Source organism: Kitasatospora sp. NPDC004669, from assembly GCF_040609455.1.
Classification (GTDB): Bacteria; Actinomycetota; Actinomycetes; order Streptomycetales; family Streptomycetaceae; genus Kitasatospora.
On the sequence record NZ_JBEXKB010000033.1, the window covers coordinates 25799 to 50079 of the forward strand.

General features: G+C 71.1%; 21 protein-coding genes and 1 pseudogene. 8 read left to right on the forward strand and 14 right to left on the reverse strand.

All coding sequences use genetic code 11. The features are described from left to right. Window positions 1-7 precede the first annotated feature (7 nt). Window positions 8-1513 carry a hypothetical protein gene (locus tag ABZW30_RS25560; protein ID WP_355673519.1) on the reverse strand — a complete coding sequence of 502 codons (1506 nt, stop codon included), beginning with the start codon at window positions 1511-1513 and terminating at the stop codon, window positions 8-10. 282 nt (window positions 1514-1795) lie between these two features. On the opposite strand from ABZW30_RS25560, the pseudogene ABZW30_RS25565 reads away from it, so the two are divergent. Further along, window positions 1796-1888 (forward strand): annotated as a pseudogene (locus tag ABZW30_RS25565) (IS5/IS1182 family transposase); the annotation flags it as partial. A 65-nt stretch (window positions 1889-1953) separates the two neighbouring features. On the opposite strand, the gene ABZW30_RS25570 reads toward ABZW30_RS25565, so the two are convergent. The 5 genes from ABZW30_RS25570 to ABZW30_RS25590 all read right to left on the reverse strand — a co-directional run bounded on the left by ABZW30_RS25570 (window position 1954) and on the right by ABZW30_RS25590 (window position 5930). Then, window positions 1954-2352: a hypothetical protein gene (locus ABZW30_RS25570; RefSeq protein ID WP_355673580.1), complete on the reverse strand. Its 399-nt coding sequence runs from the start codon at window positions 2350-2352 to the stop codon at window positions 1954-1956. Window positions 2353-2651: 299 nt separating this feature from the next. Further along, window positions 2652-3710, reverse strand: a complete 1059-nt coding sequence (locus ABZW30_RS25575) for a radical SAM protein (RefSeq protein WP_355673520.1) — start codon at window positions 3708-3710, stop codon at window positions 2652-2654. 32 nt (window positions 3711-3742) lie between these two features. Continuing rightward, window positions 3743-3940: a hypothetical protein gene (locus tag ABZW30_RS25580; RefSeq protein ID WP_355673521.1), complete on the reverse strand. Its 198-nt coding sequence runs from the start codon at window positions 3938-3940 to the stop codon at window positions 3743-3745. 141 nt (window positions 3941-4081) lie between these two features. Continuing rightward, window positions 4082-5083 carry a winged helix-turn-helix domain-containing protein gene (locus ABZW30_RS25585; RefSeq protein WP_355673522.1) on the reverse strand — a complete coding sequence of 334 codons (1002 nt, stop codon included), beginning with the start codon at window positions 5081-5083 and terminating at the stop codon, window positions 4082-4084. 208 nt (window positions 5084-5291) lie between these two features. Continuing rightward, window positions 5292-5930: an XRE family transcriptional regulator gene (locus ABZW30_RS25590; protein ID WP_355673523.1), complete on the reverse strand. Its 639-nt coding sequence runs from the start codon at window positions 5928-5930 to the stop codon at window positions 5292-5294. A 117-nt stretch (window positions 5931-6047) separates the two neighbouring features. On the opposite strand from ABZW30_RS25590, the gene ABZW30_RS25595 reads away from it, so the two are divergent. Then, on the forward strand, window positions 6048-7484 hold the full coding sequence (locus ABZW30_RS25595; protein ID WP_355673524.1) for an aminopeptidase P family protein: 1437 nt from the start codon (window positions 6048-6050) through the stop codon (window positions 7482-7484). A 45-nt stretch (window positions 7485-7529) separates the two neighbouring features. Here ABZW30_RS25595 and ABZW30_RS25600 read toward each other — a convergent pair whose 3' ends face one another. The 7 genes from ABZW30_RS25600 to paaK all read right to left on the reverse strand — a co-directional run bounded on the left by ABZW30_RS25600 (window position 7530) and on the right by paaK (window position 15183). Continuing rightward, window positions 7530-8930 carry a pyridoxal phosphate-dependent aminotransferase gene (locus ABZW30_RS25600; protein ID WP_355673525.1) on the reverse strand — a complete coding sequence of 467 codons (1401 nt, stop codon included), beginning with the start codon at window positions 8928-8930 and terminating at the stop codon, window positions 7530-7532. A 140-nt stretch (window positions 8931-9070) separates the two neighbouring features. Next, window positions 9071-9559, reverse strand: a complete 489-nt coding sequence (locus ABZW30_RS25605; RefSeq protein ID WP_355673577.1) for a GNAT family N-acetyltransferase — start codon at window positions 9557-9559, stop codon at window positions 9071-9073. A 16-nt stretch (window positions 9560-9575) separates the two neighbouring features. After that, window positions 9576-10247, reverse strand: coding sequence for a 50S ribosomal protein L11 methyltransferase (locus ABZW30_RS25610; RefSeq protein WP_355673526.1), 672 nt, complete (start codon window positions 10245-10247; stop codon window positions 9576-9578). Between the two features lie 81 nt (window positions 10248-10328). Next, window positions 10329-11597, reverse strand: coding sequence for a sugar ABC transporter permease (locus ABZW30_RS25615; protein ID WP_355673578.1), 1269 nt, complete (start codon window positions 11595-11597; stop codon window positions 10329-10331). Window positions 11598-11668: 71 nt separating this feature from the next. Then, complete coding sequence (locus ABZW30_RS25620) at window positions 11669-12457, reverse strand: ATP-binding cassette domain-containing protein (protein WP_355673527.1); 789 nt, start codon at window positions 12455-12457, stop codon at window positions 11669-11671. Between the two features lie 58 nt (window positions 12458-12515). Beyond that, window positions 12516-13628 carry a substrate-binding domain-containing protein gene (locus ABZW30_RS25625; protein WP_355673528.1) on the reverse strand — a complete coding sequence of 371 codons (1113 nt, stop codon included), beginning with the start codon at window positions 13626-13628 and terminating at the stop codon, window positions 12516-12518. Between the two features lie 220 nt (window positions 13629-13848). Beyond that, a complete protein-coding gene (gene paaK, locus ABZW30_RS25630; RefSeq protein ID WP_355673529.1) occupies window positions 13849-15183 on the reverse strand; it encodes a phenylacetate--CoA ligase PaaK in 1335 nt (444 codons plus the stop codon). A gap of 277 nt (window positions 15184-15460) precedes the next feature. On the opposite strand from paaK, the gene ABZW30_RS25635 reads away from it, so the two are divergent. From ABZW30_RS25635 to ABZW30_RS25645, 3 genes are all read left to right on the forward strand, one after another. Further along, the gene (locus ABZW30_RS25635; protein ID WP_355673530.1) at window positions 15461-17005 is read left to right on the forward strand and encodes a hypothetical protein; all 1545 of its coding nucleotides are present in this window, start codon (window positions 15461-15463) and stop codon (window positions 17003-17005) included. A 20-nt stretch (window positions 17006-17025) separates the two neighbouring features. Then, window positions 17026-17352, forward strand: coding sequence for a hypothetical protein (locus ABZW30_RS25640; protein ID WP_355673531.1), 327 nt, complete (start codon window positions 17026-17028; stop codon window positions 17350-17352). A gap of 305 nt (window positions 17353-17657) precedes the next feature. Beyond that, the gene (locus tag ABZW30_RS25645) at window positions 17658-18821 is read left to right on the forward strand and encodes an ROK family protein (RefSeq protein ID WP_355673532.1); all 1164 of its coding nucleotides are present in this window, start codon (window positions 17658-17660) and stop codon (window positions 18819-18821) included. Window positions 18822-18909: 88 nt separating this feature from the next. Here the strand turns inward: ABZW30_RS25645 and ABZW30_RS25650 are convergent, their stop codons facing one another. Continuing rightward, window positions 18910-19683 carry a GntR family transcriptional regulator gene (locus ABZW30_RS25650; RefSeq protein ID WP_355673533.1) on the reverse strand — a complete coding sequence of 258 codons (774 nt, stop codon included), beginning with the start codon at window positions 19681-19683 and terminating at the stop codon, window positions 18910-18912. Between the two features lie 297 nt (window positions 19684-19980). Here ABZW30_RS25650 and ABZW30_RS25655 point away from each other — a divergent pair, with 297 nt between their 5' ends. The 3 genes from ABZW30_RS25655 (at window position 19981) to ABZW30_RS25665 (ending at window position 24205) form a co-directional block, all read left to right on the forward strand. Next, the gene (locus tag ABZW30_RS25655) at window positions 19981-20784 is read left to right on the forward strand and encodes an exodeoxyribonuclease III (protein WP_355673534.1); all 804 of its coding nucleotides are present in this window, start codon (window positions 19981-19983) and stop codon (window positions 20782-20784) included. A 687-nt stretch (window positions 20785-21471) separates the two neighbouring features. Beyond that, on the forward strand, window positions 21472-22305 hold the full coding sequence (locus ABZW30_RS25660) for an endonuclease domain-containing protein (protein WP_355673535.1): 834 nt from the start codon (window positions 21472-21474) through the stop codon (window positions 22303-22305). Window positions 22306-23782: 1477 nt separating this feature from the next. After that, the gene (locus ABZW30_RS25665) at window positions 23783-24205 is read left to right on the forward strand and encodes a helix-turn-helix domain-containing protein (protein ID WP_355673536.1); all 423 of its coding nucleotides are present in this window, start codon (window positions 23783-23785) and stop codon (window positions 24203-24205) included. Window positions 24206-24281: the final 76 nt, after the last annotated feature.

The following is a 24281-nucleotide window of genomic DNA, read 5'->3' on the forward strand; positions in this document are numbered from 1 at the left end:
GAACAGGTCAGCCAACCGGCTCCCGCAGCCCGTACGGAACCGGAGATCCCAGTCTTAGTACCAGACAGTTCTGGCATCGCTGGACCGCTGCGATGAGCAGTGTGTAGAGCACCATCAGGGCGACTCCGAGCAAAAAGCCCAGTTCGATCTCCCAGATTGCCTGATCGGAGTAGCAGTAGAAATAGAACCAGGCAACCGGGAGAACGAACAGTGCCGGACAGGCGGTTGCAGCCAGAGTCCGATATCTTCGATGGTCGGCCCCTGGTCCAAGAAGCGAGGCCGACTGCCAGAGCAGGAGGCAGAGCGGGATTGGCGTGGCAATGATCGAGGCAAAGGCCAGGGTCATCACGACGGGGTGACCTCTGCGGTGACGTTTTCCGGGTGCCGCCGCCTCGGCGTGCAGCCGCGTCCCGGTCAGCGCAAGGCGGTGGAAGAAGAATGCCGAGAGCGGTGGGAAAAGGCACCAGAGAAAGAATCCGGTTACCAGCGGCCAGGCCGCCGCCTCGGAGAGGGGGCGGGCCTCCACGTACGCATGGTCGGCCACAGCGGTGAGGGGTGGGGACGGGTTCTTCGGCGGACTCTCTCGATCACGCTTGACCGACCAAAGCCAGCTCAGGCGCAGCGAAGCCAACCCGGTGAGCCACAGGACGAAACTCAGATCCACCAGCATCTGAATCAAGGATTCACGCCAGCCGTACTGCCCGGTGAACAGAACATACACCTCCCCGTTGTTCCACTGCACCCACCCGAACAGGAAGGCCAGCAAAAACAGGCAGACCATCGGGAAAGCAAGGATCACCAGGTCTGCAGGGCGCTCCACGACCGGCTTCCTGTCGAGTGCTCTGAATACCGCCCGCTCCTGTTCGTAGCATCCGACGGACTTGTTCACGTACCAGCTGCTTGCGGTGTCCCGGACCTTGATGGTGTCCTGATGGGCGAGGCAGAGGATCTGCCGCTTGAGCCGGAATGACGACACGAACGGCCGGGTCGCCAGGTAGCCGGCAGCGAAAATGATCGAGAGGAGCAGAAGAAGGCCGCGAGCGCCCAGGTCGATCGCGTCGCCGATGTCCTGCGGGAGCTCGGCTCCACTGCCACCGGTCACCAAAGCGATGACCCCTCTGCTGATTTCCTCGACAGAATCACGAAGGCGGACGTTGAGCAATTTCCCGGTGAGGCGGCTCAGTGCCGAGGTGATCACGATTGCCGGCACGGCAAAGAAAATGACCGTGAGAATGAAGCGCTGCGGCGGAAGAGAACTTCGGTAGGCCACACAGGAAGCGCGGTCCCTGTCCTGCTCGGGCGAGAGTTCGCCGAGGGCTTCCCGGACGTGATACTGGCGTTCAAGCGTCAGGAGCGATCGTGTAATATGCCGAATTAGAAGCGTCCGCACACCCAGAGCCATCCTCGGTTGTCGAGAAAACGGTTTGAGGAGCCGCCACCGCGCCTGGCGGTAATGTGTCATTATGAGAACGAGCGGCACTGATTCGGTCTCCTCCAGCGCGCGTTCGTACATCTGGAGCAGCTGTGGTACGCCAGTGGGCGGCCTGCAGGCACCAGCCATGTCTCCTCGTCTCACAGGATGCCGGATTTCGGAAGAGATTTGATCGATGGTGTCTTCCTGCGGCAATGAGCTCGGGTCCGGCGCGCCAGAATTCACCCCTCTGGCGGCCCATCGTCCATCGGTGGGCCCACCTGTGATCGCCGGTCGTGCGAGGCCTGGGGTCTGTTTCAGAAGTGGATCAAGGTCATGCGGTGATCATGTTCCATGGCTCGGGGAGATCTGACGGACGTCCAGATGTCGCTCGTGATCACGGCCGGACAGCGGGGCGACTCCCCGCAGTTCCAAGTCGTCCTGGGCCGCGTCCGCGTGTGCCGTGATCCGGGCGGCCCGAGCAGCGCCGCCGCGCCGAGCACGTGCTCCGTCCGAGGCGTAAGGGGTTCGCTCCTGACGCCTCAGTGGCCTTCCTGGACCGGGAACGGGCCGGTGCTCCAGTGCAGCCGGAACGGCCCGTGGCTCGGCCGGTCGCTGTGCAGATGGCGGCGGCCCTCGCCGAGCCGACCGAGGTCGAGGGGAGGCAGGGTGCCGGCCGTCAGGGCGGCGGCCTCGGCGTCGGTGAGCGGCAGGATGGTGACGTAGGAGGCGTCGTCCCCGCCCGACCAGTCGGTGAACTCGGTCCAGATCCAGACGAACCGCTGCCCGCAGGCCAGGCAGCGCCGGACGGAGACGGCGAAGTGTGAGTCGGCCACCACCGCCGTCTCGTGCGCGAAGCCCTCGCGCTGCCGCCCGTACACCGCCTGCGCGTCCTCGCCGTAGCAGGCCGCGCAGCCGAACTCCGTACCCGGCTCGTGCATCTCGCCAAATCCCCCGTTCCACAGCCTACGAGTGATGACCGCTGCGCAGGAAGTCGGCGGCACCGACTTCCTGCGCAGCGGTCATCGTGCCATGGACCGGGAGACGTCCCGGGCGTTCGCACTCAACCGCGGGTCGGTCAGTTCCTCGTCCACAGCGACGCCTGCACGCTCGGCGAGGGCCAGGGTCGTCGCGACGAAACCCTCGGAGAGCTCACTCGGGTCGCCCCATCGACTTGGGCTCCGCGAGCCGGGTCAGTACGTCCGTCATGGTGATCATCATGCTGTACGGGCGCTGCCCCCTATGCCGGACGGGTGGCCCCGATCTGCAACAGGTCTGGCGTCCGACCGCGCGGCATGCCCCGGTACGGGCAGTGCACCGCGTCCTCGTCGCCGGCCGCCCAGCCGCGCACCCACGGCGCCAGCAGACCGTTGTCGATCCGCAAGGTGCCGTCCGGCAGCAGCCGGCCGATGGTGTTGGAGGGGTCTGAGAGCGCCACCGTGCACTTGGAGACGGTGCCGTCGGCCCGGATCACCAGGGAGTTGGGGCGCGCGGCGTAGCAGACGGGCAGGCCGTCGGCGCGCGGCGCCGGAAGGCCCTCGTACGCGATGGCCGTCAGCTCGTCCAGGGTGTGGCGGCGGGCGTGCGACGAGAGGATCTCCATCGCCGCGTCGTTCGGCCCGCCCATCCGCTCCACCGGCTTGAGGTGGAGCGTGAACCGCTCGTCCCGCAGGAAGGTGTCGCGTAGCTGCGCGATGAACTCCGGCATCAGCGGCAGGTTGGCGGGGGTGAGGTGAACCCGCAGCAGCACCCCGACCGGCAGGCCGCCGTCCCTGATGGCCAGCAGGTTGCGCCGGATCCGGTCGAAGGAGCCGCGGCCGTCCGCGCGGAGCCTGGTGGTGTCGTGCGCGGCGGCGGGGCCGTCCAGGGAGACCTGGTACTGCCGGACGCCGAGTGCCGCGAGGTCGCGGGCGGCCTCGGCGTCGAGCAGGTACCCGTTGGTGGTCATGTCGGCGTGGAACTCGAAACCTCCCCGGCCTGCGGCCGACTCCGCTGCGTGCGCCGAGACTTCCTCGACGATGCCGCGTGCCAGCATCGGCTCGCCGCCGAACCAGGAGATGTCCAGCCGCCGCAGGCCCGCCGCGCGTCGGTCGATCAGCCGCTTGAGGGCGCCGACCGTGGTCTCGCTCATCCTCCCGACGGCGAAGTCCTCGTAGCAGTAGGTGCAGCGGAAGTTGCACTGCTCGGTGGGGAGGACGATCAGGTGCAGGGTCTCGTTCGTCAGGGACGCCGCGAGCTGCTCCCGGAACGCCGGGGAGGTGCTCTGACGCTTGCCGGGCGCGGTGAGGGTCCGCGTCATGTCCGTGGCTCTCCTGGGGCGGGGTCGTGCGGCTACTGCTCTTTGGCCGCGCCGCAACCGATGACCGTGTTGACAGGGACGCAGTGGGAGTTGGTGATGATGTGCCCGCCCGAGGGGTTGCCCTCCGTGGACGCGGATGCTCGCGCCAGATCAGGCAGGGTGATGATGATGCGGCCTTGCTCGTCCAGTCTGACGTCGATGCCGCTGGTGCCGGGCTGCGGAGTGCTCATGGAGACTCTCCTTGCAGAGGATGGTGCGGAGAACGCGCGAGGGTACCGGCCCTCGCCGCGCCGACGACTCTTCCGCACACCCTCGGCCTCTGCCACTCCTGGTGGGCCGCCCGGACGACGGGCCCCGGACCGCCGGCGCGGCTACACCGCCCGCGCGACCTCCGGGTTGTCGAGCAGCAGGTCGCGCCCGACCTCGCTGAGCGCGTGCCGGACCTGCTTGCCCTCCCGCTGGGTGGTGATCAGCCCGGCGGCGCGCAGGGCGGCGGCGTGCGCGGAGGCGGAGGGCGGGGTGATGCCGAGCAGCCGGGCGAGTTCGGTAGTGGAGCAGGGACCGCCCTCGATGGCGCGCAGGGCGCGGGCGCGCGCCGGGCCGAGGACGGCGGCGAGGCCGTCGGCGGTCGGGGGCGTCGGCTTCGCCGTGGCGGCGCCCCGGGAGCCGAGCGGGTGGACCAGCAGGCTCTGGCGGCCTTCGGCCACCAGCAGGCCGATGCCGTTCTGCACGAAGTAGTTGGGGCGCAGCTCCAGCCCGCGCCCGCCCAGGGCGAAGTCGCCCGACCAGTCGCCGAGGGCGCACTCCAGCACCCCTTCGTCGCGCCAGCGCGCGTTCGGGTGCAGCGAGTCCAGCATCGCGCCGACGCCGGCGCGGGCCGCGGTGCGGGCGCGCTCGGCGATGTCGGCCTCCAGCTGGCGGCGGATCTCCGGCCAGTCGGCGGCCAGGCAGGTGCGGAACAGGGCCCAGGCGCCGTCGGTGACCCGGCGCAGGCCGCGGGTGCCGTCGTCGCGCAACCGGGCGAGCGCGGCGGGCAGTTCGGCCTCGCTGCCGTACATCGCGAGGTCCTGCTCGAAGGTCTGCTGCGAGACGGCGAGGACGGCGTCGAGTTCGTCGCTGAGCCCGCGGCGGACGGCCTCCAGGTCCGCGCCCATGAAGTTGGGGACGCCGACGGTGCTGGCGTTGACCAGGTCGAGGAAGGGGGCGGCGCGGTACGGGACGTGCCGCCGGATCTCCCGCCACCAGCGGTCGCGCCGCAGTCCGAGGCACTCGTGCACGCCCTGCCGGGCGGTGCCGGTCAGCAGGTGGTCGAGCGGGGAGACGGCGAAGCGGGTGTTGGCGAGGTCCGCTATCCCGAACCTGAGTGCGAGCACGAACCCTCCCCCGTTCCCCGCAACGCCCTGACCTGGCGCTTTCTTGACCTTTAGGCCCAGAGGCTAATGCATGGCCGCCCGCCCGCCGAGGTTGGCATCCTTCCCGGGGTCGGCGCCCCCGGGGCCCCCACCACGAGGGGAGTGGGGGCCTCGGGGCGATTCGTTCTGTAAACCGAACGAAGGAGCTCGGGCGCCGAACCGGGGCCGGTCAGTGCCCGTGGCCCGGCGTGGGCTGCCCGTGGCCCGGCGCGGGCCGTTCGGCCGCCTCGGCCACGTGCAGCCGCTGCTCGGCCCGGTGTTCCAGCAGGAGCACCGAGCGCACCGGCCCGCCGTCCACGGCGGTGTAGGAGTGCGGCAGCGAGGCGTCGAAGCCGACGTAGTCGCCCGGGCCGAGCTCGACCTCGCAGCGGCCCGCCCTGACCCGCAGCCGGCCGGCCTGGACGATGGTGTGCTCGGTCCCGGTGTGACCGCCGGAGATCTGGGTGCCGTCGGTGCGCACCTGTTGGTCGTAGACCTCGAACACCGTGTCCCCGGCCTCGATTCGGCGCAGCGGGCGCAGATCGACGCCGCGTCCGCTCAGCACCTCGGCGTCGGCGGCCCGCACCACGGTCACCTCGCCGGAGGGCTGTCCCTCGACCAGGTCGGAGATCGGGACGCCGAGCACCCGGGAGAGCCCGAGCACGGTCTCCAGGGTCGGGTTCCCGGCACCGGACTCCAGCTGGGAGAGGGTCGCCTTGCCGATGCCCGCGCGCCGGGACAGCTCGGACAGCGACAGCCCCCGCTGCGCCCGGACCCGCTTCAGGTTGGCGGCGAGTAGGCCCCGTACCGATCCCTCGGAGTCGTTCACGCTCGACCTCTTCTCTTCGGACCCTGTTCGATATACCGTACAAAACGCTTGTTACGTACCAGGCAGGTCAGCGTAGCGAAGCGCGCCGCATCCCCGCCCTCATCTGGAGAGTCCGCAGTGACCGAGCCCACCGAGCCCATCAAGTACCGGAAGAACGGTCTCACCCGCGGGGTGACCGAGGAACTCGCCGAGAACATGAAGCAGGGTTGGGCCGACACCGAGCGCAGCACCCTGGGGCCGATCCCGCAGGCCGCCCACACCGAGCGCCGGCGCGCCGCGCTGTCCGCCGCCTTCCCCGGCGAGCTGCTGGTGGTCCCGTCCGGCAACCCCAAGGTGCGGGCCAACGACACCGACTACCCGTTCCGCCCGTCCTCCGACTACGCCTACCTGACCGGCGACCAGTCCCAGGACGGCGTGCTGGTGCTGGAGCCCACCGGGGAGAGCGGCCACCGGGCCGTGCTCTACCTGCGCGACCGCTCCCGGACCGACAACGGCGAGTTCTGGCTGGACACCCACGGCGAGCTGTGGGACGGCCGCCGCAACAGCCTGACCGAGAGCGAGCGGCTGCTCGGCCTGCCCTGCCGGGACGTGCGCACCGTGCGCGCCGACCTGGGCGCCGCCACCGGCCCGGTGCGGGTGCTGCGCGGGCATGACACCGGGGTGGAGGCCGCGCTCCAGGACCGGGCGAAGGCCGGGCAGGACGCCGAGTTCGAGGTCTTCCTCTCCGGACTGCGCCTGGTCAAGGACGAGTTCGAGATCGCCGAGCTGCGCTTCGCCTGTGACGCGACCGCGCGCGGCTTCGAGGACGTGGTGCGCGTCCTCGGCACCGACTCCGAGACGCCGGAGCGGCTGATCGAGGGCACCTTCTTCCTCCGGGCCCGGATCGAGGGCAACGACGTCGGCTACAGCACCATCGCCGCGGCCGGTCCGCACGCCACCACCCTGCACTGGGTGCGCAACACCGGCCGGGCCCGCCCGGGCGACCTGCTGCTGCTCGACGCGGGCGTGGAGACCGACAACCTCTACACCGCCGACGTGACCCGCACCCTGCCCGTCTCCGGCCGCTTCACCGAGCTGCAGCGCAAGGTCTACGACGCGGTGTACGCCGCCCAGGAGGCCGGCATCGCCGCGGTGCGGCCCGGCGCGGACTTCCGCGACTTCCACCACGCGGCGCAGCGCGAGCTCGCCGAACACCTCACCGCCTGGGGCCTGTTCGGCGACCTGACCGCGGACAAGGTGTACGAGCTGGGCCTGCACCGCCGCTTCACCCTGGCCGGCACCGGCCACATGCTGGGCATCGACGTCCACGACTGTGCCCACTCGCGCACCGAGGAGCACGTCGACGGGCAGCTGTCGCCGGGCATGGTGCTCACCGTCGAGCCGGGCATCTACTTCCAGCCCAACGACCTGACGGTGCCGCAGGAGTACCGGGGCATCGGGGTGCGGATCGAGGACGACATCCTGGTCACCGAGGACGGCAACGAGAACCTCTCCGCCGCCCTCCCCCGCCGCTCGGACGAGGTCGAGGCCTGGCTGGCCCGGCTGCGCGGCTGACGACGACGGCACCCGGGGCGGACGCCCCCCGGGTGCCGCAGCCGGTCACGTCAACTTGCCGAGCGCCGCGGCCATCCGCCCCACCGCGTCCACCACGTCCCGGGACGGGCGGGCGGTGAAGCACAGCCGGTAGAACCCCGGCACGGGGTTGTGCATGACGCCGCCCGGCAGCAGGGTGACCTCGGTGGGCTTGGCGGCGAGGTAGTTGAACAGCCACTCCTCGTTCGGGTCGAGCCCGTCCGGCCCGATGACCGGCAGTTCGGCGTGGCCGTGGTCCGCGCGCTTGCCGAGGTACTCGGTGAGGTCCAGCCAGAAGAACATCGCGGAGTTGTCGCCGTCCCGGTGGACGTACTTGATCCCGGCCTGGTCCAGCGCCCCCTTGACCGCGCGGAAGCTGTCGCTGAGCAGCCCGGCGTACTTCTTCATCGCGTACGTCGTGTAGCGCTCGCCGTCGTGGTGGGCGCTGAGCAACTCCCCGAGGACGTACGTCTTCAGCGAGTCGAACGGAGTGAACCAGGGCAGCGGGTGGGTCCGCTCGGCCGGGTCCTTGCTGCCCAGCATGACCCGGTGCACCGCCGGGTTCCTGGAGAGCACGAAGCCGGTGCGGAAGCCGGACAGCCCGAAGTCCTTGGCGAAGCCCCACACCACGTGGATCCGCTCGGCGAACTCCCGGTACGCCTCCAGCGTCACCGCGCTGGTGAACGGCGTGGTGGTTCCGTTGAGTTGGGAGTGGCAGTAGATCTCGTCCGAGACGATGTGCATGTCGGTGTAGGTCATCGCCCAGTTGTAGACGTCCTCCAGCAGCTCCTTGTCGTAGTTGACGCCCAGGGGGTTGTGCGGGTTGGTGAGGACGAGCAGCCGCGGGCGGCGGCCGGCCTTCTGCCGCGCCTCGTAGGCCTCGATGAGCAGTTCCCGGGTGAGCCGGTACCGACCCTTGCCCTCGGTGGGCAGGTTCACCGGCACGCACTTCAACTTGGGCCGCTCCTCGAAGGACCAGTTGAAGCCCTGCCAGTACGGTGCCGGGATCAGCACTTCGTCCTTCGGCTTGAGCGCCGGCGTGCCCGTGCCCTTGCGCATCAGCCCGAAGGCGATGCACTCCAGCGCGGACGAGACGCCGGCGCAGCCGAAGACGTCGTCCTTCGAGACGATGCGGCCGAACGCCCGGCCGAGCAGGTCCGCGACCTGCTGGCGCAGCTGCGGGACGCCGGCAGCGGCCATGTACTGGATGTTCCGCTCGGGGATCAGCCGGATCTTCTTGAAGACGTCCGCGTCCATCGACTGCTGGTACAGCAGGACGTTCTCCGCGACGGACAGGTTGATCGCGGTGTCCGGCGCCAGGTGCTGGTGGTAGAAGGCGAGGGCCTGCTCGAAGTCGCTCAGGCCGGCCAGCACGTCGGCGGCCGCCTCGGGCGAGTCGAGCCGAAGGCCGTTCTCGGTCATGGTCATGGTGGGCCCCTGTCGGGTGCGCGGGTCGGAGGTGCGTGGCGGAACGTGACCGTTCGCACATGCATCGGCCCCAGCGGACCACGCGGGGTGGAGGGCCGCCAGCGCTCGGCGGCCGTCCGGACGGCGTTCACGCCGTGGTCCTAGGAGGCGTCCCCCGCCAGCGGCTTGACCCAGCGGCTCCACTGCGGTTCGGGCCGGTAGCCGGCGGCCTGCCAGGTACGGTGGCCGAGCGCGTTGTCGTCCAGCACCATCGCGTCGGCCCGGCGGCCCCCGAGCGCGGCGAAGCGCTCCTCGGCGGCGGCCAGCAGCGCGGCACCGATGCCCCGGCGGCGGTGCTCGGGGTCGACGGCGAGGCGGTACAGATGGCAGCGCCAGCCGTCCCAGCCGGCGATCACGGTGCCGACCGGGGTCTTCGGGTCGTCGGCCGGGGTGGCGACGATCAGGCAGTCCGGGTCCCGGGCGAGCAGCGCAGCCACGCCCGCCTCGTCGTCGGTGATGCTGGTGCCCTTGGCGGCTCGGGCCCAGAGGGCGAGCAGGGCCGGGATCTCGTCGGGGACGGCGGCGCGCAGCGCGATCTCGTCGGTCATGACAACCTGTCTAGCAGGCCTTCTCGTTGCGCCGCCCGGAATTCCACGGCACGGACGGTCAGCCCAGCCGCCACACCGTGGTGGTCTTCACCGCCGTGTCCTCCAGGTCCGCCACCACCGGCACCCGGTAGGCCGCCACCGCCGTGAAGCGCTCCCGTGGCAGGTAGGCCCGCCCCGGGTCCCCGACGATCACGGTGGCCCCGCGCGCCGCGGCCCGCTCCAGGAACGGCAGGAAGCGCGCGGCCATGGCCCGTTCGTAGAACACGTCCCCGGCCAGCACCACGTCGGCCGGTGCGCCGTCCCCGTCCACCAGGTCCACCAGCGCGCCCTCCACCCGCACGCCGTTGGCCTCGGCGTTCAGTCCGATCGCGGCCACCGCGTAGGCGTCGATCTCGGCCGCCCGCACGGCCGTGGCGCCGCGCAGCGCGGCCGCCACCCCGACCAGACCGGACCCGGCCGCGATGTCCAACACCCGCCGCCCGTCGACCAGTTCGGGATGGTCGAGGACGTAGCGCGCGACCGCCACCCCGCCGGCCCAGGCGAACGCCCAGAACGGCGGCGGCAGTCCGGCCTCGCCGCGCTCGCGTTCGGTGGTCTCCCACAGGGCGATGGCGTCCTCCGCCATGTGCAGACGGATCTCGGGCACGAAGGGGACGGGCGACAGCCCGGTCTCCCGCCGGATGAAGGCAAGGTCGGCGCCCGCCTGAAGAGTTCGCAGCTCGGTCGGCATGCCCGCAGCATAGGGCCAGCGCGGCGCTCATGTGCCCGCCTCTCCCCCAGCCTCCGGCCGGGGATACCCCCCGCCGCTCGCTCACGCCCGACCGGCGGCCTTCTGGGTGCGGCGGGCCAGCGAGTCGACCACGACGGCGGCCAGCAGCACCGCACCCGTGATCATGAACTGGATGGCGTTGCTCAGGCCCTGGATGTTCATCCCCGACTGGATCGACCCGATCACCAGCGCACCGAGCAGTGCCGACCAGGTCTTGCCGCGCCCGCCGAACAGGCTGGTGCCGCCGATGACGGCCGCCGCGATCGCGTTCATCAGCAGGTTGCCGCCGCCGGAGGTCTGGCTGGCGGACTGGATCTGCGCGGCCAGGAACAGGCCGCCGACGGCCGCCATGGTGGAGCAGATGGCGAAGACGCTGATCCGGATCCAGGCCACGTTGATACCCGCCCGGCGGGCGCCCTCGATGTTGCCGCCGAGCGCGAACACCTGTCGACCGTAGCCGGTGCGGCGCAGCACGAAGTCCAGCACCACGATGAGGATCAGGAAGATCAACAGCGCCAGCGGCAGCCCTTTGTACTGGTTGAGCGTGTAGGCGGCGAGGAAGGCGATGACGGCGAGCAGGCCGGTGCGCAGGACGATGTCGGCGACCGGCCGGGACGGAACACCAGCGGCCTGGCGCCTGCGCGCGTCGAGGAGCGACGCCACCAGGAACAGCGCCACGCCGATCGCCGCTGTGCCGTAGGCGGCGATCTGCTGGCCGTAGATGGTGCTGTAGAGCCGGGAGACGATGTCGTGGCCGGAGAGGTTGACGGTGCCGGTGCTGCCGAGGATCTGCAGCATCAGGCCGTTCCAACCGAGGTTGCCGGCGAGGGTGACCACGAAGGCGGGCACGCCGACCTTGGCGAAGAAGACGCCCTGGATCGTGCCGACCACCGCACCGCCGACGAGGGCGGTGAGCAGCGCGACCCACTGGTTGACGCCGTTGGCGACGTTCAGGACGGCGTAGATCGCCGCGCAGAGGCCGCTGACCGAGCCGACCGACAGGTCGATCTCGCCGAGCAGCAGGACGAAGACCACGCCGATCGCGATCATGCCGGTGCCGACGATCTGCTGGGACAGGTTGGAGAGGTTCTGGGCGGAGAGGAAGCTGCTGTTGAGGCTGCCGAACACGGCCCAGATCACGATCAGGGCCAGCACCACGGGCAGCGAGCCGAGTTCACCGCTGCTGATGCGTCGGCGGAACTCGCCCACGTAGCCCTTGATGCCCTCCTCGCGCACGATCAGCCGGGGGTCGACCGCCGGGGTCGCCTCGGGTGCCACCGGGACGGGCGCGTTGACGCCGCCCCTGGGCATGCTGTCCTCGGGCAGCGGGATGCGGTGGCGCTCGGGTCCGCCGCCGGGGGCGCTCCCGGGGATGTTCTCGCTCACAGGGCACCCTCCTGGCCACGGGCCTTGCGGCGGGTCACGGCGTTGTCCGTGGCGCCGGTGATGGCCGAGATGATCTCTTCCTGGTTGGTGTAGCGCTTGTCGAAGACGCCGTTGTTGCGGCCCAGCCGCAGCACCGCGACGGTGTCCGCCACGGCCATCACGTCCGCCATGTTGTGGCTGATCAGGATCACTCCGTGGTTCTGCTCGCGCAGCCGCTCGACCAGGTCGAGCACCTGGGCGGTCTGCTCGACGCCCAGGGCGGCGGTCGGCTCGTCCAGCATCACGACCTTGGGCGAGCCGATCAGCGCGCGGGCGATCGCGACGACCTGGCGCTGGCCGCCGGAGAGCGAGCAGACGGGGATCCGCACACTGGGAATGCGGATGGAGAGGGTGTCCAGCAGCGCCCGGGAGCGCCTCTCCATCGCGACCTCGTCGAGGATGGTGAAGCGCCGGATCTCGCGGCCGAGGAAGAGGTTCCCGACCACGTCGATGTTGTCGCAGAGCGCGAGGTCCTGGTAGACCGTGGCGATGCCCAACTGCTGGGCTTCCTGCGGGCGGTGGATGGTCACCGGCCTGCCCTGCCACTCGATGACGCCCTCGTCCGGCTGGTGGACCCCGGCGATCGACTTGACCAGGGTGGACTTGCCGGCGCCGTTGTCGCCGACCAGGGCCACCACCTCGCCGGCGTGCACCTCCAGATCGATGTCGGTGAGCGCCTGGACGGCGCCGAACCGTTTGGAGACCCCGCGCAGGGCCAGTACGGTCTCACCTGCCACAGTGACCAACTCCCTTTCCCCGCCTTCGGGGTGGAGGCGGGGCACGCTCGTTTCGGGGTTCGCGGGACTACTGGAGGCCGGCCGCGGTGCAGGCGGCGGCGTAGTCCGGCGTGCAGATCTGGGCGACGGTGTAGAGGCCGTCCTGGACCACGGTGGTCTTGATGTTGTCCTTGGTGACCACGATCGGGGTGATCAGGTTGGCCAGCACCTTGTGGTTGCTGCCGTTGGTCGCCGTCGTCGGCGCGAGGGTGGGTGCGGGGGTCCGGCCGGAGGCGAAGGCGACGGCCATCTCGGCCGCCGCATCGGCCTCCGGCTTGAACGGCTTGTAGATCGTCATGGTCTGGGTGCCGGCCACGATCCGCTGGATGGCGTCGAGTTGGGCGTCCTGACCGGTGAGCGGGACGTTGATCCCGGCCGCCTTCTGCGCGGTGGCGATACCGGCGGCCATGCCGTCGTTGGCGGAGTAGATGCCGACCACGTTGGCCGGGCCGATCGCGGTGATGCCCGCCGCGGCCTCCTGGTTGGCCGTGTTCGGGTCCCACTGCGGGGTGTCGTACTCCTTGCCGATCTTCAGCTTGCCGTCGATGGCGCTGTGCGCGCCGGCCTTGAAGTCGGCCGCGTTGGGGTCGGTGGGCGAGCCGTTGATCATGATGATCTCGCCGGCGTTGGCCTTGGCACCCACCGCCGCGACCAGGGCCTGGCCCTGCAGCTGGCCGACCTTGTGGTTGTCGAAGGAGACGTACGCGTCGGCCGGGCCCTGGGCCAGGCGGTCGTAGGCGATCACCTTGACGCCGGCGTCGTGGGCCTTCTGGACGGAGGACTGGATCGACTTGGAGTCCACCGGGTCCAGGATCAGGACCCTGTCCCCCTTGGTCAGGGCGGTGTCCACCTGGGTCTGCTGGAGGGTCGCGTCCTGGTTGGCGTTGTAGTAGTCGATCTGGGCTTCCGGTGCCAGCTCCTTGATCTTCTGCTCGACCAGCGGGCGGTCGAACTGCTCGTAACGGGTGGTCTTGCTCTCCGGCAGCAGCAGGCCGATCCGCACGGCTCCCACCGCACTGCCGCTCGCGCCGCCCGGGGCACCACCACTGGAGGCCTGCTTGGCACTGCCGCAGGACGCCGCGCCCAGGCCGAGGAAAACCACTGCGGCCACCGCGAGGACGCGGCGAAGCCCGTTGCTCATCAGGATGCCTCTCCGGTTGAGTCCACCCCCTCACCTCAGAGTCTGGGAAGCTCCGGGCCGCAGCACGATCCGGATGCGCCGAACGGGTCGCTGCTGGACGGCCACCCGATCAACCGTCTACATTTCTGTAGACGTCGAAGGCGCACGGCCTCACCCCCCGGACAGCCGTGCGCCTCCGACTCCCCGTCGGCTCGACCGCCCCCGTCGACGACCCGTCGGCTCAGCCGCGCTCGTCGATCACCCGCTTGATCTTCCCGACCGAGCGCTCCAGCGTGTACGGGTCCACCACCTCGGCCGCGACCGTCACACCCACGCCGTCCTTCACCGCCCGGACGATCGCCGCCCGCGCCGCCGCCCGCTGCTCGACGGACGCCTCCGGGCGGGCCTCGACCCGCACCGCCATGTGGTCCATCCGCCCCTGCCGGCTCAGCCTCAGCTGGAAGTGCGGGGCGACGCCCGGGGTGCGCAGCAGGATCTCCTCGATCTGGGTCGGGAAGACGTTGACCCCGCGCAGGATGATCATGTCGTCGCTGCGCCCGGTGACCTTCTCCATCCGCCGGAAGGACGGCCGCGCGGTGCCGGGCAGCAGCCGGCTGAGGTCGCGGGTGCGGTAGCGGATGACCGGCAGCGCCTCCTTGGTGAGCGAGGTGAAGACCAGCTCACCGCCCTCGCCCTCCGGCAGCACCTCGTCGGTGAACGGGTCGACCACCTCCGGGTAGAAGTGGTCCTCCCAGATGTGCAGTCCGTCCTTGGTCTCCACGCACTCCTGGGCGATGCCGGGGCCGACCACCTCGGAGAGGCCGTAGATGTCGACGGCGTGCAGGTCCAACCGGTCCTCGATCTCGCGCCGCATCTCCTCGGTCCAGGGCTCGGCGCCGAAGATGCCGACCTCCAGCGAGCTGGCGCGCGGGTCGACGCCCTGCTTCTCGAACTCGTCCAGCAGGGTCAGCAGGTAGGACGGGGTGACCATGATGATCTCGGGCCGGAAGTCCTGGATCAGCTGGACCTGCCGGGCGGTCATGCCGCCGGAGGCCGGGATGACGGTGCAGCCGGCCCGCTCGGCGCCGTAGTGGGCGCCGAGGCCCCCGGTGAACAGCCCGTAGCCGTACGCGATGTGCACCTTGTGGCCGGGTCGGCCGCCGGCCGCGCGGATCGAGCGGGCGACCACGTCGGCCCACATGGAGAGGTCGTTCTCGGTGTAGCCGACCACGGTCGGGCGCCCGGTGGTGCCACTGGAGGCGTGGATCCGGCGGACCCGCTCCATCGGGACGGCGAACATCCCGAAGGGGTAGCCCTCGCGCAGGTCGGCCTTGGTGGTGAAGGGGAAGCGGGCGAGGTCGCCCAGGGTTCGGCAGTCCTCGGGGCGCACGCCGGCCGCGTCGAACTTGCGGCGGTAGAGCTCGACATTGTCGTAGGCGTGCCGCAGGGTGGCCCGGAGTCGGTCGAGCTGGTGGGCGCGCAGTTCGTCGACGCTCATCCGCTCCCCGGCATCGAGGAGCGCGGGCGGAATCGGCTCCCCCAGGCGTCGGCGCGGGTCGGGTGCGCTGCCGGTCATCGTCGCTCCTTCGCAGGTCGGCCGATCCGGGAATCCCTACCGATCGTTCGGTCAGGGCAAGCCCAGGCCAAGTAACCCAGCGCCCGAACCGCCTGTCAAGAGTTCGCGCAAGGGTCCCGGAATGTGAAGTTCCGGCGCCTTCGTGCCGAAGTCGCGCCACCCGCTTGGCTGTCCGATATGAAAATCATTACGGAATTTTGACCCGTAGGCGGCCGCTTCCGGCCCGGACGCATGGTTCAGTAGTCCGGCTTCTCCCCTGCACCCCGGAGTGATCACCTTGGCCTCGACCCCTGCGCTGGTCAGCGCGCTGCGCGAGCTCGGCGACCGGCCTGCCGTCGTCGCCGACGGGCGCGCGATCAGCGGCATCGGCCTGCTGCTCGGCGTCTCCCCGCCGGGCGGCCTGCCCCGGGCCCTCGCCGAACGCGTCGCCGAACACGCCGCGCTGCCGCCCTCCGCCGCCCGGACCGCCGAGCAGCGGCTGCGGCACTGGGCGGGCGTTCTCGGCCCGCCGCCGATCCGGCACACCGTGCTGCACCCCGCCACCGACCTCGCCGTCGAACTCGCCCTGGCCACCCTGCTGGCCGGCGGCACCGTGCACTGCGCCGACCCCGAGCAGCAGGCCGACGAGCAGCTCGCCGCCCTCGCCGCCAACGGCACCACCCACCTCAGCCTGCCCTCCACGCTGCTGTGGCGGATCAGCCGGCAGCCCGGCCTCGCCGAGCACGACCTCGCCGCCCTGCGACTGGTCCTGCACGTCGGGCCCGAGCCCCGGCAGGACGACGTGTACGCCGCCGTCGACGCGCTCGGCGCCGTCCTCGCCCACGTCCGCGCCCCGCACAGCCAGGCCGAGGCCGCCGACCGCCGGCTGCGCGCCGATGCGCAGGCCGCCACCGCCGCCGCCTGGAAGCACAGCATCGGCGTCACCGCCGAGCAGGTCGCCGAATTCGGCGCCCACCTCGACCGGGCCGTCCTCACCGCGCTGCTGCACACCCTCCAGCAGGCCGGCGTGCTCACCGACCCCGGCCGCGGCTGCTCCGAGCCCGAGCTGCTCGCCACCGCCCTGGTCACCCCCGCCCAGCGCCCCCGGGTCAGCCACTGGCTGGACGCCCTCGCCCGGCACGGCCTGATCACCCGCCAGGACGGCGGCGCCCAGGGCCCGCTCTTCCACGGCGCGCCCGAACTCACCGCCGCCGAGGTCCGGGAGGCCTGGCGCCCCGCCGTCGAGGCCTGGGCCGACGGGCTCGGCCCCGCCACCGTGCTCGACCGGGTACGGCGCGGCGCGCTGCGCCTGCCCCGGCTGATCACCGGCGAGGAGGCCCCCCGCCCGGCCGCCGCCCCGGTCCGCTGGGCCGCCGCCCGCGGCTACCTCGGCGCCGCCGTCGGCGCGCTGGTGCGCGGCACCGCCGAGGCCCACGACGGGCCGGAGCCGCTGCGTGTCCTCGAACTCGACCGCGACGGCGCCGAGACCGCCATCACCCGCGCCCTGGCCGCCCGCCCCCGGCAGAACGCCGACCACCACCTCGCCCCCGACGGCGGCCGCTACGACGTCGTGGTCGCCACCGCGACCGGACGGCCGGAGGAGGAGGTCGCGGCACTGGTCGAACTGCTCTCCCCCGGCGGCCGGCTGCTGCTGTTCGCACCCACCGTCGAACAGCTCGACCAGCTGATCACCGGCGACGCCCAGGGCCCGACCGCCCACCCGGCCGAACGCTGGCGGGCCGCACTCACCGCCGCCGGCTGCCCGACCGTCCTCACACTGCCGGAGGACGGGCACCCGATGGGGCTGCTGGAGCAACGGCTGTTCGCCGCCAGGATCGACTAGGCACGGCTACGATCGGGCGCATGGCCGCTTCCGTGCGCTCGATCCGCTCCCGGGCCTCACTGGGCTCGATCGCCTCCATCGGTTCCATCGGCTCGCTGCTGTCCATCGGCTCGGTCGGCTCCGTGCTCTCCGTCGGGTCGGTCGGCAGTGTGCTGTCGATCGGCTCGGCCGGCTCGGTCCTCAGCGCGCTGTCGGCGTGCTCCTGGCTGAGCGTCGGCTCGCTGCTGTCGGTGCGCTCGCGCTGGTCGGTGCGTTCGGTACGGGCGCTCCGGGCGGTGCGCGCCGTCGGCCCGTGCGCTCAGCTGGTCGGTACGCGGGGCGGCGCCCGGGTCACGGACCGTCCGTGACCGACCGGTACTGCCCTGATCGCGGTCAGGGCCCGATCAGCCGCCACCACCCGGTCCGTACCATTTCGATACCGAAGCCCGGACGAGCCGCGGGCATCCTCGCCGCGCCGGACGGTACCCGGGTAGGCTCCGGTCCGGGCTGATCCGTCGGACAGGCAGGCCCCCAGCCTTCCGGCCCTGGTGCAGGCGGCTCCGCGCCGCCCGTGCCGCGTCCCCGGGGGCACCACCCCGCGGGCCATTCGGTGGGCTCCGCGCACTCGACACCGCGCGCCAGGGCAGTCGCGCGAACGGCGAAGGGCATCGCATTGGCGGATCGGCTCACCGGAGGAGACCCCTCGCTGCTGCGACGGATCAACGCGGCGGTCACGCTTCGGGCGCTGCGGGCCGGCCACTCCGTGACCCTCACTCAGCTCGTCGGCGAGACCGGGCTCTCCCGGCCGACCGTCGAGGGCGTGATCGAGGGGCTGGTCGAGACCGGACTGGTGGCCGAGGTCGAACAACCCCGGGAGGACGGCCAGTCGGGCACCGGCCGCCGCGGCCGCCCGGCCCGCTGGTTCCGCTTCCGCGCCGAGGCCGGACACATCCTCGGCATCGAGATCGGCGTGCACGACATCCGGGTCATCCTCGCCGACCTCACCGGCGAGGTGGTGGGCAGTCACTTCAAGCCGGTGGACGAGACCCTGGAGGCCGAGGACCGGCTCGCCGCCGTCCGCACCGCCGTCGCCGAGGTGCTGCGCAAGGCCGGGATCTCCCGCGACAACCTGTGGGCCGTCGGCATCGGCACCCCCGGCATCGTGGACCGCGAGGGCACCGTCCGACTCGGCACCGCGATGCCCGGCTGGACCGGCCTGGACCTCGGCGCCCGACTGCGCCGCTCGTTCCGCTGCCCGGTCCTGATCGAGAACGACGCCAACCTCGCCGCCATCGCCGAGCACTGGCAGGGCGCGGCGGTCGGCGCCGACGACGTGGTCTTCGTGATGGCGGGCCTGAGCCCCGGCGCCGGGTCGCTGATCAACGGCAGGCTGCACCGCGGCTTCGGCGGCGCGGCCGGCGAGATCGGCGCGCTGCACCTGCTCGGCCAGGAGGTCACCCCGGAGAAGCTGCTCTCCACCACCGGCAAGCCGCTCAACCCGCTGGACGAGGCCGCGGTCGCCCGCGTACTGCGGCTGGCCCGGGAGGGCGACGAGGTGGCCAAGGTCGCCATGGACCGCTTCCTCACCCGCCTGGTGCAGGGCGTCGCGGCGCTGGTCCTGGCCATCGACCCGCAGCTGGTGGTGATCGGCGGCTGGGCGGCCGGGCTGGACGGCGTGCTGGAACCGCTGCGCGAGCGGCTGTCCCAGTTCACCCTGCGCGCCCCCGAGGTGGCGCTGGCGGCGCTGGGCTCGGAGGTCGTCGCGATGGGCGCCCTGCGGGTCGCCCTGGACCACGTCGAGGACCAGCTCTTCGCCGTCGACCCGCCCCGGATCTGACCGGACCCGCCATCGTCCGCCGTCAACGACAAAGGCCCGAAAGCCACTTGGGCGTCCGAGCCTTTGCCTGAGGGTGTCGGGAAATGGTTCAGGAGGCGGTGCGGACCTCGGTCGTCGCGCCGACCGGAGTGACCTCGACCAGACCGGTCTCGCCGAAGGTCAGCTTGCAGGTGTCCGCCCGGTAGGTGGCGACGGCGAGCGCCACCAGACGGCCCGCGGAGGCGTACTGGGTGGTCATGACCAGCACCGGCGTGCCCGGGGGGCGCTCCAGCAGCAGGGCCTCCTCGGCCTCGGCGACGCCGAGCTCGACGGCGCGGGACTCACCGTCGACCTCCAGGCGCTCCAGCTGGCGCAGCACCGAGCGGGCGCGGTCGCTCTCGGCCCGGAAGCCGGGCAGGTGCGGCAGCGCGGAGGCCGGGACGTGCAGCGACTCGCTCGCCATCGCACGGCCCTCGACCATGCGGACCCGGCGGACGGTGTGCACGGTGGCGCCCTCGGCGATGCCCAGGTTCTTGGCCAGCTGCGCGGAGGCGGGGGCGGTGGTGCAGTCGACGGTGCGCCAGGCCTGGCTGCGGCCGGCGCCGGGCCAGCCCTCCTCCTGCCGGTTCACCGGGACGCCGACCCGCGGGGCGGCGATCAGGGTGCCGATCCCCCGGCGGCGGACCAGACGGCCCTCCAGCTCCAGCTGGTCGAGCGCCTGCCGCAGCGTGGCCCGGGCCACGCCGAAGCGGGCGGCGAGCTCGCGCTCGTTCGGGAGGACCTGGCCGGTGGAGAACTCCGAGTCGATGGCCCGCAGCAGCACCGTGCGCAGGTGCCAGTACTTCGGTTCCGGCACCGACGAAAGCTGTCCTGTCGTTCCCACCGTGTCCTCCACCTTGTTTCTGTCCGCCCTGACAATGGAGGGCGGATCCGGGCCCGCTGCCCGCTGTTGCGGCAGGTGGGAGAGCGGGCCTTTATCCGTCCTTCTTTATTAAAGGTCCTTGCAGTAAGCGACCCTAGGTGCTGCTTCCGGAGATGGTCAAGACCAATGGCAGGGCTTGATACGACCGTCGCGGAGATTCATGCCGCGTTCACGACAGCCGTTTACGGGCGGCTCGGCAGCGCCGGCCGCAGCGCGTCACACTTCGGGGCGGGCGGGGCCAGTCGGTAGGCTGCCCGGGTGATCGTGGTGACGAGTGTGAACGTGAACGGAATCCGGGCGGCGGCCAAGAAGGGCTTCATCGAATGGCTGGCCGGAACCGAGGCGGACGTGATCTGCCTCCAGGAGGTGCGCTCCGAGCCCGGACAACTGCCCGTCGAGCTGCGCGACCTGGACGGCTGGCACACGGTCTGGGCCCCCTCCGCGGCCAAGGGCCGGGCCGGCGTCGCCGTCCTCTCCCGTAAGGAGCCGCAGCGCACCGCGATCGGATTCGGATCGGAGGAATTCGACGATTCTGGCAGGTACGTCGAAATCGACCTGCCCGGCCTGACCGTCGCCAGCCTTTACCTCCCCTCCGGCGAGGTCGGCACCGAACGCCAGGACGAGAAGGAACGCTTCATGGCGGAATTCCTCGACCACCTGACCGCCCTGCGCGCCCGCGCCGCCGCCGACGGCCGCGAGGTCGTGGTCTGCGGCGACTGGAACATCGCCCACCGCCCCGAGGACCTCAAGAACTGGAAGGCCAACCAGAAGTCCGCCGGCTTCCTCCCCGAGGAACGCGCCTGGCTCTCCCGTGTCTACGACGAGGCCGGCTACGTCGACGTCGTCCGCGCCCTCCACCCCGACCGCACCGGCCCCTACTCCTGGTGGTCCTACCGCGGCCGCGCCTTCGACAACGACTCGGGCTGGAGGATCGACCTGCATTGCACAACGCCCGGCATCGCGGCCAAGGCGGTCGAGGCCTACGTCGAGCGCGCCGACACGCACGCCGAGCGCTGGTCCGACCACGCGCCCGTCACCGTGGTGTACGACCACGACTTCTGACGCGCCCCTACGGGAGATGCCCCCTGCTCAGGCTTGAGTGGTCGGCGGGGGCGCTCCCGTCCGAGCGAAAGTGCCCCTTTGCCCCCGCATCGCCGGCAGCGAGTATCGATCTGCGGGGCAGGCCGAGCCCGAGGGTCGGTGTCCGTGGTGCCTGATAGCGTGCGGGGCATGCCGCACCGCGCCACTTCGCGCCGCACGGGCCACCTTTTGCCCCTGGCCGTCGCCGATGCCTTGTGGGCCGAGTTGATGGCCAACAGCGTGTTCCCGGCCGCTCGGCAAGCGTTCACCGGCTTCCCTGCCGATCCGCGGGTGGGGTACGTGCTGCTCGGCGCACGTGCGGTGCCGACGGTGAAGGGAGACCGCGGCCGGTGGCATGTTCAAGAGGCCGACGTACGCCAGGCGGCCGAGGAACTGCGTGCGGTCAAGGTGAGCGGGGTCGGCCTGGTCCGTGTCGCTCCTTTCCGCAGGTCACTGAAAGCAGGGCAGAGGGACGGGCCGGCGCTGCGGTGGCGTCAGCGCCTGGACCAGGATTGGGCCCGAGCCCGCGTCGATGCCGCCCCTGGGCGGTTGCCACGCGGCAGCGGCCATCTGCCGCATCTGGCGGGAATCGACTGGCGCCGGTCACTGATGGAGCGGACCGGAGCGGGGGCAGAGGACACGTGGTGGCTACCTCGCACGCTCGTGAAGGTGCTGGACGCGGCCGAGCACGCCGAGCAGCGGTGGTTGCCGGCCGCACGGACCTGCCAGAGGTGCGGCTCCCTGGCGGATCAGCCCGAGCAGTGGCAGGTCCAGGCCGACAGCAGCCGGCAGACGATCTGCCCCGACTGCCGCACGACCACGCTGCGCCCGTACAACGGGGAGCTGGAAGGCCATGTCTACTCGGTGCTCAGCAAGAAGCGCGCCAAGCTGGAGGTGTCCGGGTGGAAGTGCGCCGTCTGCTGGGAAGCACCTTCCTCCGCGGTCGACCACTGCCACGAGCACGGCTACGTCCGGGCGCCCGTCTGCCAGTCCTGCAACACGCGGGAACGGCCGAACTACCACTACAGCAACGACGTATACGTGACCGGCCGCTACACGTCCCTCTTCCATACCCACGCCGAGGACTGGCTGCGGCACTGGCACCGCTGCCCCGGCTGCCGCGCCCGCACCACGTTGCCATTGCCGCACCTGGCGGCACTGACCGCACTCCTGGTCGGCGAACCGCTGCGCCCGACCCACCGCGCCCCCCACAGCTCCCGCGGACGCAAGCCCTGCGGTGAGCTGCGTGCTTCCTGGACGGGCAGTCACAACGCGCCCGGCTCCTGCATGATCACCCTGAGTGTGGACTACTGTCCCAGCGGGGAGCACCGCATCCTGACCCAAGTCCCCTATCGCGAAGCCGTCGACCGATTCCGCACCTGGCTGGCCGGGACAGCCCCGGCGGTGGCCGCTGCCGCAGGACCCGGCCGCCATGACACCGTCCCCGCGCAGTTCCGGCCCGTCGTTCCGGACACCAGCGGCGAGGGCCTGGCGCTGTTCTGAGCGCAGTCGGGAGCGCGCTCCTCCCTGGTCAGCGTGCCGGCTCGCCACCTTCCAGCAGCACCACAACGTGAGCCGTCCACGTCGCATCGCGACCTGCTCGCCTCCCTGAAGTCGTCATTGCCCGGCACGATGCTTCCGCACAGATGGATCCGTCGGACGAGCCTTCCCCTGGGTGGGAACGGCAAGGTCGACTACGGCGCGCTCCAATGAGACCAGGTGAATGACGGCGACGGCGCGCCCGCACCCGCCGCCCCTGAGGGGACCGCAATCTCCCCGTCTCACGCCATGCGGGGCAAGCTCGTTGCGGTGACGCCCCCTAGACACTCCGGGGCCGCCTGGCCCCAGCGAACCAGGTTCGCGCGGCCTGCGATCTCACCACGTGATCTTGCCTGCACCGTTTGACAATGCGATTCCTGCCCCGCCCCCGCTGAGGGAACCACACCCGCTCCCCCGGGATACCGCAGTCTCCCGGAAGCTACACGCACTCGGCACTGGCGTCTGTGCCTCGGTGTGCGTGGAGTTCGACAACCAGCGCGGCGTGGAGGAGAGTTGGCGCCTGAACCGGATCCCCGGGCATTGGCTGCCAGGACGGCAGCGCCCTGAGCACCTCGTCCCGGCCGACGGCACCCCGAGGACCGAGCCGCCGAGCAGTGCAGCCCGCACGTCCTGGGCGAGGTGGCCGAGGCCCAACCGCCCTGCACGCGCGACCAGATCTCGCAACCGGACATGCTGGCCAGGGCCTGGGAAGCCATCTCGTCGTGGCTGGGCGCGCCCGGATCCATCCACTGATCACCCGCGGGACGAACGTCGACTGCCCGACCACGCGCACCACTCCCCGCAACCGCCACGCGGACCTGAGCGCGTACTGTCGAGACGTCAGTCATTCGTCATGCAACGGTCAGGATTCCGTAACATGACCAACTATTGATCAAACGTCACAAAGTACATAGCTTCGCGATGTCCGGCCTCCCGGTGTCGCGGCCGACAGACCACGCTTCATCGATCCGCCGTCGCGCGTTCCGCGCAGATTGGTTGAACCGTGCTGATACGAAATCCAGCCATCAGTGCCACTGCCGTGAACTCCCCACTGCCGGGCCCGAGAACCGCTCATCGAGCGGTCGCCGGACTGCTCCCGGCCCATGCCGAGCCGTTGCGCGACCGACTCGTCGTGCTCCCCGTCGCTCTCCGCTCCGGGCCCGGCCCTTGCCGCGGCCTCGCAGACAGCCTCCGGCGACCTGGAATCCAGAGAGCGACCGGAGGCGGCCACCGCCGCGACCTGCCCGATGCCCAAGCCGGTACGGGCGTAGGCGACTTCAACGCGGCCGGCGGCGACTCCACCCACGCTGTCGCCAGGGTCTGACCCGCGGTCCCCCACGGCATCTGCTGACCACTTCCGCCCACCCTCGCCCTCCCTCGACCGAATGGGTGGCGTCAATGACGCGCTTTCAGCATCGTAAAGATCACGAAAGAGACCCACATGGCCACTTCTGAGACCAGTGCCGCCCTCGGCATCGTCTACCGATGCGACGACACCACCCGCCCGATCCTCGACCAGATCGCCGACAAGTGGTCAATGACCGTGCTCACGGTCCTCGACGAGCCCAAGCGGTTCAACGAGATCAAGCGTCACCTCGACGGCGTGACCCAGCGGGTCCTCACCCAGACCCTGCGCCGCCTGGAACGCAACGGGATGATCGTGCGACGCGTTCTGCCGACCTCGCCGGTCGGCGTCGAGTACTCCCTCACCCCGCTCGGGAGCTCCCTGTGGGAGCCTTTCAGCCAGTTGTGCGCCTGGACGGCCGCCAATACGGACCAGATCCGGGCGTATCAAATGGAATACGACCGGCGCATACACGACTGTCGCAGCTCCGACCCCGGAGCTGATTCGACGTCCCGGTAGTTCTCCGACGACCGTGCCGGACGTGCCCGGGGCCCCTCCCGCCGCCGAGCTGGTCGGTCGCACCACCGGTTGACAT

Excerpts from the sequence above, each read along its gene's own strand:
- ABZW30_RS25560 (WP_355673519.1), bottom strand. The coding sequence starts at position 1,513 with ATGTACGAACGCGCGCTGGAGGAGACCGAATCAGTGCCGCTCGTTCTC.
- ABZW30_RS25570 (WP_355673580.1), bottom strand. The coding sequence starts at position 2,352 with ATGCACGAGCCGGGTACGGAGTTCGGCTGCGCGGCCTGCTACGGCGAG.
- ABZW30_RS25575 (WP_355673520.1), bottom strand. The coding sequence starts at position 3,710 with ATGACGCGGACCCTCACCGCGCCCGGCAAGCGTCAGAGCACCTCCCCG.
- ABZW30_RS25580 (WP_355673521.1), bottom strand. The coding sequence starts at position 3,940 with ATGAGCACTCCGCAGCCCGGCACCAGCGGCATCGACGTCAGACTGGAC.
- ABZW30_RS25600 (WP_355673525.1), bottom strand. The coding sequence starts at position 8,930 with ATGACCATGACCGAGAACGGCCTTCGGCTCGACTCGCCCGAGGCGGCC.
- ABZW30_RS25610 (WP_355673526.1), bottom strand. The coding sequence starts at position 10,247 with ATGCCGACCGAGCTGCGAACTCTTCAGGCGGGCGCCGACCTTGCCTTC.
- ABZW30_RS25615 (WP_355673578.1), bottom strand. The coding sequence starts at position 11,597 with ATGCCCAGGGGCGGCGTCAACGCGCCCGTCCCGGTGGCACCCGAGGCG.
- ABZW30_RS25625 (WP_355673528.1), bottom strand. The coding sequence starts at position 13,628 with ATGAGCAACGGGCTTCGCCGCGTCCTCGCGGTGGCCGCAGTGGTTTTC.
- paaK (WP_355673529.1), bottom strand. The coding sequence starts at position 15,183 with ATGACCGGCAGCGCACCCGACCCGCGCCGACGCCTGGGGGAGCCGATT.
- ABZW30_RS25640 (WP_355673531.1), top strand. The coding sequence starts at position 17,026 with ATGGCCGCTTCCGTGCGCTCGATCCGCTCCCGGGCCTCACTGGGCTCG.
- ABZW30_RS25665 (WP_355673536.1), top strand. The coding sequence starts at position 23,783 with ATGGCCACTTCTGAGACCAGTGCCGCCCTCGGCATCGTCTACCGATGC.